This is a genomic window from Halorussus amylolyticus (genome assembly GCF_004143485.2).
In the GTDB taxonomy this organism is placed as follows: Archaea; Halobacteriota; Halobacteria; order Halobacteriales; family Haladaptataceae; genus Halorussus; species Halorussus amylolyticus.
On sequence record NZ_ML974130.1, the window covers coordinates 162,642 to 170,906 of the forward strand.

An 8,265-nucleotide genomic window follows, 5' to 3' on the forward strand; every position below is an offset into this window, starting at 1 on the left:
GCTACATCTATATCGGTGTTCGTTATCAATTCGCATGGATGTTACACGACTCGACGAGACCGACGCCGAGCGACTCACCGGCCCGATTTTCGAGACGCAGGTCCACCGGAAGGCGGGGCCGTCCGAGGAATTCGGCGACCACGGCGTCTCGATGAGCGAGATTTTCTTCGCGCCGGGCGAGCGAACCGCGATGCACGAACACACCGTCCGCCAGATACTCTACGTGACCGAGGGTGAGGGAATCCTCGCGAGCGAAGACGAGAAGAACCCCGTCTCGGAGGGCGACATCATCTCGATTCCGCCCGACGAACCTCACTGGCACGGCGCGAAGCCGAACGCGACGTTCGCACACCTCTCGTTCGTGATTCTCGATGAGAACGGCGAGGGGTCGTTCGCGGTCGAGGAACCCGAAGGTCGTCGGTCGGAGTAAGCAAGCGGAGAAAGTAGCGAGGGTCCGACTACGCGACGGACGTTCGCCCGGCCGCCTCGACCGCGTCGTTGAAGATGCCGACGCCGAGTTCGATTTCGCGCTCGGTCGAGTCGAGCGGCGGGAGGAGTCGGATGGTCTTGGTGCCACACCCGAGGGTGAGCAGGCCGCGCTTGAGCGACTCCTCGACCACGGCGTCCCGACGGTCTTTGGTGTCGAACTCCGCGGCGAGCATCAGGCCCTTCCCGCGCACGTCCACGAGGTGGTCGGGCGCGGCGTCCCGGAGCAGCTCCTTGGCCTGCCGACCCCGTTCGGTCGCGTTGTCGAGCAGGTCGTACTCCTCGATGGCTTCGAGGGTGAACGCGCCCTGCATCGACGCGAGCACGTCGCCGCCGCCGAACGTCGAACCCAGGCGGTTGGCCTCCGAGGGGAACACGTCCGAGCGCGAAATCGTGGCCCCGACCCGGAGCGCCTTCGCGCTGGCGATGACGTCGGGTTCGATGGGGTAGTGGTCCGACGCCCACATCTTCCCGGTCCGGCCCACGCCCGACTGAATCTCGTCCACGACGAGCGGGATGTCGTACTCCGAGGAGACGTCGCCGATTTCCTTCATGAACTCCTCGTTCGGGAATCGGTAGCCGCCGACGCCTTGGACCGGCTCCACGACCAGGAAGCCGACCTCCTCGGGGTTGAGATGGCCGCCCTCGGGGGCGAGCGCGTTCCGGAGTTGGGAGCCGTTCGCGGTGAAAAAGCCACAATCACACGAGCCGTCGGCGGGGTCGTGGTCGCGGTCGTTGCAGAACGGCACCGTCCGAATGCCCGCGATTTCGGGGTAGTGGCGGGTGTACACCTCGTTCGACCGGGTGAGCGAGAGGGTTCCGAGCGTCCGGCCGTGGAAGCTGTCGTCGAACGTGAAGCCGTACTTCGCGGTCGGGTTTCGGTCGTACGCGATTTTCATCGAGTTCTCGACCGCCTCCGCGCCCGAGTTCGAGAGGAAGACGGTGTCCATCCCGTAGTGGCTCGACACGTCGGTCAGCTTGTCCATCAGGTGGCTCGACCCCGGGAACTCCGCGGTCTCCGGGTCGGGTCCCGCCCCGAAGTACATGTCTTGGCCCGCGATTTTCATGGGTTCGAGCAGGTCGAACTCCCGGAGCTTTCCGAGGACCTTCTCGTTCTGGTAGCCGAGCGGGGCGGCCCCGATGTGACACGTGAAATCGAGGAGCACGTTCCCGTCCACGTCGGTCACGAACGGGCCGTCGGCGTCGGCGGTGACGTCCCAGACGAACTCGTGGGAGTACTCGCTCGGCGCGGCGTGTTCGCCGTGAAACGCCATCCACTTTTCGGCGTTCGGGCCGGGAAGTCCACCCGCGTCGGGTTCCGCGGTGTCCCTATCCATACACAGAAAACGTATGCACCGTCAATTAAAAGTTATTATTAGTCAGGGACCGACTTAGTCGTCGTCGGCCGCCGGGCGATTGGACGCGCCCGACTGGCCGGTCTCGTCGGGCGACCCGATGAGCGTCGTCTGCTCCTGTAACAGGACCTGCCCGTAGTTCGCGCCGAACTCCCGAATGAGTCCGAGCGTCGCGAGCAAGCAGATGAACGCGAACGGCGCACCCGTGATGATGACGGCGTCTTGGAGCGTGCTCGCACCGCCGAGCGTCATCAGAATCGCGGCGAACATCCCGAGGACGACTCCCCAGAACACGCGGTTGATGCTCGACGGTCGGGCCTTCCCGCCGGTCGTCATCATCGACACAGCGAGCGTCGAGGAGTCCGCCGACGTGATGAAGAACGTCGTCACGAGCACCATGAACGCCACCATGAAGACCGACCCGAACGGGAACGCTTCGAACAGCGCGAACCCGGCGACGGCCTCGCCGTGGGTCCCGATTGGACCGAGCAGGTCCGTGCCGTTGTGCTGTGACCACACCGCGGTCCCGCCGACGATGGTGAACCACGGAATCGTGGCGGCCGAGGTCGCACCGATACCGGTGAACGCGACCTCGCGGACGGTCCGGCCCTTCGAGATGCGGGCGATGAACAGCCCCGCGAACGGCGACCACGAGAGCGCCCACGCCCAGTAGAAGACGGTCCAGGAGTTCATCCACTCCGTGGCGTCCGGGTTGCCCGCGCCCATCGGGCCAGCACCGGTAAAGAGGCTCATCGAGACGAAGTCGGTTATCATGCCGCCGAACGCCTGGGTTCCGAGCAGCACGAGGAATATCGACGGGCCGATGATGAACGTCGCAATCATGAGCGCGACGAACAGAATCATGTTGAAGTTCGAGAGCCGACGGATGCCCCTATCGACTCCGAGGACCATCGAAATCGTGAACAGGAGGGTCATCCCGGTCACGACGAGGATGACACCGGTGTTGCCGAGGTCGATACCCCACTGGTAGTCGAGGCCCGTGATGAACTGGCTTCCGATGAAGCCGAGCGAGGTCGCCACGCCGCCGATGGTCGCGAACACCGCGATGATGTCCACGATTTTCGCGGCGACCCCGTCGAGGTTGTCCTTGCCGAGAATCGGCGTGAGCGCCGAGGAGACTCGGAGCGGGACGCTCTCGTAGTTGTACGCGAAGTAGCCGATTGCGATTCCGATGATGGTGAACACCGCGAGCTGGGGGAGCGCCCAGTGGAACAGCGTCTGCTGAACCGCGACGACCATCGCTTCGGGCGACCCGCTCGACACGTCGAACAGCGGCGACGGGGAGTCGTAGTAGAATAGCGCCTCGGTCGGTCCCCAGAACACGACGCCCGCCGCGAACCCGGCGGAGTACAGCATCGCGAAGAACGACAGGAAGCTGTACTCGGGCGGTTCGTCGCCGAATTTGATGTTGCCCCACGGGCCGACGATGAGGAACAGCAAGAACAGGACGATGAGGAAGACGATGACCAACAGCGCCCAGTTGAGGTACTGATTCATCAGCGTGTTCCCGGCGTCGATACCGAACTGGACGAGACCGGGACTGATAAAGTAGGTCGCGATGAGACCGACCGTCAGGCCCGCCCCGAACAGGAACACGATTGGGTCGATTTCCTCGCGGAAACGGTCCACGGCACCCGAACCGCTCGCGTCGCTCACGTCCGAACACCCCGTTTGCGTCCCCCGTTCGGCTCTCGGGGCGACCCGGAACGCGACTGCGAACCGAGCCGATAGCCGATGCGTTTGCTCGTACTGTTCACCGCCCGACGCCGCCTTTCGCCGCCGTGAATCTCGGATTTCATGAGGTATCCTCTCACGCACCGTGTCGCACGGTGACGCACATCAGCCACTGTCGTGAAATATCGTGATAAATATTACGATTATTGAGGCCGGCAGATACGGAATGTGTTTACTTATGGCGTTGCGATACGCTATGTGTTTACACTCGAAACGGTAATTCGTGAGACGGAAGCGAGAAACTGACAATCTGTTTGTGGTTCTACTCGGCTCGACGCTTGGCGTTGTGCGCCGTCAGGAGTGCTGATTGGGGTACACACTAATTGTAGACTGGTCGCTCGTCTTATCGGACGGCGCTCGTGTCGTGGGAGCTACGCCCCTTCCGCGGCGTCCGTTGTCGGCGTCTCGCCGAATTTACGTGAGTATCGTAACTATTAATCCCGTCTGTATACAAATTCTGTGTATGGTAGACGGCCCTGACGAGCGCGACTCCGAGCGCAGTCTCACCTACTCGGCCGACCGGCCCAGAGGAATCCTTACGCCGAGCGACCGGGAGTTTCTGCTCGGGCGCAAGACTGACTACACGGAACACTCGAAAAAGCAGAAGCGCAACCGAATCCGACACCGCATCCGGAACGCCATCCTCGATTTCACGATTCTGTTCGAACACCTCGAAGACCGCGACCGCGAGACCGTCTTCAACCCCGACGACGACGCGCGAGACGCGTACACGCAAGGCATCATCGACCTGCTCGCGTTCCTCCATCTCGGCACGATGGGGTACTACACCCCGTTCAAGGACATGCTCTCGCAGGGGGTCAACAAGGCCGAACAGGAACTCGCGGGGTCAGACTACCGGATGGTGACCGTCGATTTCAACGTCGACCCGGTCGGCCAGATAGACGTAGACGAGGTCATCGACAAACTCGAATTCGGCGACTTCGGCGAGATTACTGACGAGGAGCTCTGGGCGTTCGTCAGACTGCTCTCCGAGTCCGACGAGTTCTCCGCGACCTCGATTCGCTCGGAGATGAAAGAGCAGATGAGCGAGTTCATCGCGCAGGTCGACGCCGCGGCCGAACAGCGCGACGCGCGCGTCGAGGAGCTCAACGACTGAGCGCCGACCGGCCAGCGACTGAACGCTGACTGACCAACGACTGAGCGCCGACCGACGCGATTCGCACCGTTCGCGCGCCGGAAATCGTCGCGTTGCCGGGACGGAATACACTTTGTCGCCCGCCGAGAGACGGACGTGTATGAAAATCGGAACTGCCGAGTCACGAGCGGGCGAACTGTCCACCGGGTACGTCGAAGCGACCCAACTGCCGACCGGCGGTGCGGAGAAAATCCCTGTCGTCGTGGCCGAGGGCGTCGAGACCGGCCCGACGCTCTGGGTCGTCGGCGCGATTCACGCCGACGAGACGACGAGTCTGGCGGTCGCCCACGACTTCGTGGACTGGCTAAACCCCGACGAACTCGCGGGCCGCGTGGTCTGCGTCCCGAACGCGAACCCGGCGGGCTTTCGGGTGAACGGTCGGGAGTCGTACTACCACGGCGACGACCCGAATCGCTATTTCCCGGCAGAAGACGCCGGCGGCGCGCGTCCTCGCAAGGTCCAGGAACTCATCAATCGGCGGCTGTTCGACCGTATCACCGACTCCGCCGACGCCGTCGTCGCGCTCCACACGTCGTGGGTCGGGTCGGCGTCGTACGTCATCCAGCCCCGCGTCACCCACGGCGACGACAGAACCGAGGACGAGGCCCGCGCGCTCGCCGACGAACTCACCGACCTGACCGAGGCGTTCGGCCTGCCGGTGGTGAATCAGTACAGCCAATCGCGCGAGATTTCGGAGGGTCTCCACCGGTCGCTCTCGGGTGCCGCGGTGCGAGAGGCCGGAATCCCCGCCTTCACGCCGGAACTCGGCGGGCGGTACATCGTGGAGGACGACGCCAGAGCGTACGGCGTCGAGGGCCTGAAGAACGTGGCTCGGACGCTCGAAATGGTCGCCGAATCGCCCCGGACCGACCCCCAACTCGAACCGCCGATACCCCACCCTCTGAAGCGGTCGGTCCACCCCCACACCGACACCGCGGGGGTCGTCCAGTATCGCGTCCGCGAAGGCGACGCCGTCGAAAAAGGGGATGCAGTCGCCGACATCCTCACGCCCCACGGCGAGCGAAAGACGACCGTGCGAACCGAGGAGGACGGCTACGTCCTGAGTCGCCACGAGGGCGCGACCGCCTACGAGAACGACCCGCTCCTCGACCTCGCGGTCCCCGACGACGACCCCCTCGTGGTTCCCCACGAGTCGGCGGAGTAGAGAAGCGGCCAGTCGTCACTCCCTTCGAGCATGCTCTGTGAGCCGTTCGGCACGTCCGGGACAACGGTTTACTGTGCCACGACCCAAATGAGACCATGACCGACGGCTGTACGTACTGCGGAAGTGACATCGAGCGCCACGACCCCGTGTTCGTGAACGAAGGCGCGAATGCACCCGGAAATCAGGCGGGTCGGTTCTGCAACTACGCGTGTCTCGCGGCGTACATCGAGAGCGAGGAACTGACGTACGGCACCGCCTGTGAATGGGAGCCGTGAACTCGCACCCCTTCGAAGCGCGACCGGAGCGTCTCGAAGGAGGGTCGTCACGAGGTAACGGGTGCGGACGGACGCCGAGGCGCGTCGAATCTCAGCCGAGATACGCCACGGCGTCCATCTCGACCCGAACGTCGCCCGGAAGCCGCGACACCTCGACGCAGACCCGCGCCGGCGGGTCGCCGGGGAACTTCGCGCCGTAGGCCTCGTTCACCCGGTCGTAGTCGTCGAGGTCGGTCAGGTAGACCGTGACTTTCACCACGTCGTCGAGGCCGTCGCCACCGGCCTCCGAGACCACCGCGGCGATGTTGTCGAGGACCTGCTCGGTCTGTGCTTCGATGTCCCCTTCGACATCTTCGCCGGTCTCGGGGTCCACTGGTCCGTAGCCCGAGACGTGGAGCGTGTCGCCAGCCAAGACCCCCTGCGAGTAGGGGTTGTCGTTGCGCGGTGCGTCGTCCGTCACGATTCTGTCGGTGTTGCTCATACTGGAGTGTCTGGGAGTCGTTCGACGGTCGGTTCAGGCCGTCTGCTGTTCGGCCGCGACGTCCCGGACCGCGTCGACGATAACGTCCATCGCGGTCTCGGCGAGGTCGTCGGTGATGACCAGCGGCGGGAGGAGTCGCAGGACGTTGCCGTGGCGGCCCGCCTTCCAGACGAGGACGCCGCGCTCGTAGCACAGGTCCTGAATCGCGGCGACGGTGTCGCTGTCCGGGTCGCCGTTCTCGTCCACGAACTCCGCGCCGACGAACAGTCCCTTTCCGCGAACCTCGCCGATGCTGCCGGTCTCGTCGCCGACGGTGCGGAGTCGGTCGCGGATGTACTCGCCGACCGCCCGGCCGTGAGCCAGCAGGTCGTGGTCCTGAATGTACTCGATGGCCCGCGTGCCCGCGCGCATTGCGACGACGTGCCCGCGGTAGGTGCCCGCGTGGTCGCCCGACCCCCACGTGTCGAGGTCGTCGTGGTACATCATCGCCGACAGCGGGAAGCCGACGCCGCCGAGCGCCTTCGCGGTCGTCATCGCGTCGGGGGTCACGTCGTACCACTCGCTCGCCCACCACTGGCCGGACCGGCCGAGTCCGCTCTGAATCTCGTCGAACACGAGGAGTACGTCGTTGTCGTCGGCGATGTCGCGGAGTCCCTGTAAGAATCCCTCCGGGGGCGTGATGATGCCGCCCTCGCCCTGAATCGGCTCGACGAAGATTCCGGCCGGGTTGGCGAGTCCGCCGTAGGGGTCTTCGAGAATCGCCCGGACCTCTTCGAGCGCGTGGTCGACCGCTTCCTGAGGCGCTTTGTCCTGGCCGAACGGGTGGGGGTACGGCGCGTGGACAACGTCCGAGAGCAGGGGGGTGTAGCTGTCCTTGAACCCCTTGTTGCCGGTGAGGCTCATCGCGCCGCTGGTCGCGCCGTGGTACGCGCCGCGGAACGCGATGAGTCCGTCGCCGCCGGTGTTGTACTTTGCGAGCTTGATGGCGGCCTCGATGGCGTCGCTTCCGGTCGGGCCGCCGAAGACGACCTTGTTGTTGCCCCGGAGCCCGCCGGGCGCGATTTCGTCGAGCTTCTCGATGAGCTCGAGTCGCGCCTCGGTCGGGAAGTCCACGGTGTGAACGAGCTTGTCGGCCTGCTCGTGGACCGCGTCCATCACGTAGGGGTTCGCGTGGCCGACGTTCAGCACGCCGATGCCCGCGAACATGTCGATGAAGGTGTTGCCGTCGGCGTCGCGGACGGTCGCGCCCTTCCCGGATTCGAACGCGACCGGGATGTCCTCGGGGTACGCGACCGCGCTGCTGTCGATTTCGCGCTGTTTTTCGAGTAGCTTCTGCGATTCGGGTCCGGGAACCGCCCCGACGTCGGGTGCGTCGTCGTAGTGCAGTTCGTCTATCGGTGGTCCAGCCGTCATACGAGAGTCCATGCGAATGACTCTTAAATATCTTGTCCACGGATTCCATAGATGCTGTACACAAAAACTGGTAGCAAAAACCGGCAGCAAAAATCGGTCGGACCACGGTCGCGGGGGGGGGGGGGGGGCGGGGGGGGGGCCCCCCCCCCCCGCGGCCGCGGGGCGGCCGACCCGGGACC

8 protein-coding genes are annotated in these 8,265 nt (G+C 64.7%); 4 read left to right on the forward strand and 4 right to left on the reverse strand.

Annotated features, from left to right (window positions below; all coding sequences use genetic code 11):
- Positions 1-34 precede the first annotated feature (34 nt).
- On the forward strand, positions 35-430 hold the full coding sequence (locus EKH81_RS00820; protein ID WP_132059339.1) for a cupin domain-containing protein: 396 nt from the start codon (positions 35-37) through the stop codon (positions 428-430).
- A 28-nt stretch (positions 431-458) separates the two neighbouring features.
- On the opposite strand, the gene EKH81_RS00825 is transcribed toward EKH81_RS00820, so the two are convergent.
- A complete protein-coding gene (locus tag EKH81_RS00825) occupies positions 459-1,823 on the reverse strand; it encodes an aminotransferase class III-fold pyridoxal phosphate-dependent enzyme (protein ID WP_132059340.1) in 1,365 nt (454 codons plus the stop codon).
- A 54-nt stretch (positions 1,824-1,877) separates the two neighbouring features.
- Positions 1,878-3,518: a BCCT family transporter gene (locus tag EKH81_RS00830; protein WP_132059341.1), complete on the reverse strand. Its 1,641-nt coding sequence runs from the start codon at positions 3,516-3,518 to the stop codon at positions 1,878-1,880.
- A gap of 541 nt (positions 3,519-4,059) precedes the next feature.
- On the opposite strand from EKH81_RS00830, the gene EKH81_RS00835 reads away from it, so the two are divergent.
- The 3 genes from EKH81_RS00835 (at position 4,060) to EKH81_RS00845 (ending at position 6,192) form a co-directional block, all read left to right on the forward strand.
- The gene (locus EKH81_RS00835; protein WP_132059342.1) at positions 4,060-4,713 is read left to right on the forward strand and encodes a DUF8102 family protein; all 654 of its coding nucleotides are present in this window, start codon (positions 4,060-4,062) and stop codon (positions 4,711-4,713) included.
- Positions 4,714-4,852: 139 nt separating this feature from the next.
- A complete protein-coding gene (locus EKH81_RS00840; protein ID WP_132059343.1) occupies positions 4,853-5,917 on the forward strand; it encodes a succinylglutamate desuccinylase/aspartoacylase family protein in 1,065 nt (354 codons plus the stop codon).
- 95 nt (positions 5,918-6,012) lie between these two features.
- The gene (locus EKH81_RS00845; RefSeq protein WP_132059344.1) at positions 6,013-6,192 is read left to right on the forward strand and encodes a hypothetical protein; all 180 of its coding nucleotides are present in this window, start codon (positions 6,013-6,015) and stop codon (positions 6,190-6,192) included.
- A 91-nt stretch (positions 6,193-6,283) separates the two neighbouring features.
- Here EKH81_RS00845 and EKH81_RS00850 read toward each other — a convergent pair whose 3' ends face one another.
- Entirely contained in the window at positions 6,284-6,673 is a 390-nt protein-coding gene (locus tag EKH81_RS00850) for a Rid family detoxifying hydrolase (protein WP_132059345.1), read from the reverse strand.
- A 33-nt stretch (positions 6,674-6,706) separates the two neighbouring features.
- On the reverse strand, positions 6,707-8,086 hold the full coding sequence (locus EKH81_RS00855; protein ID WP_132059346.1) for an aspartate aminotransferase family protein: 1,380 nt from the start codon (positions 8,084-8,086) through the stop codon (positions 6,707-6,709).
- Positions 8,087-8,265 lie beyond the last annotated feature (179 nt).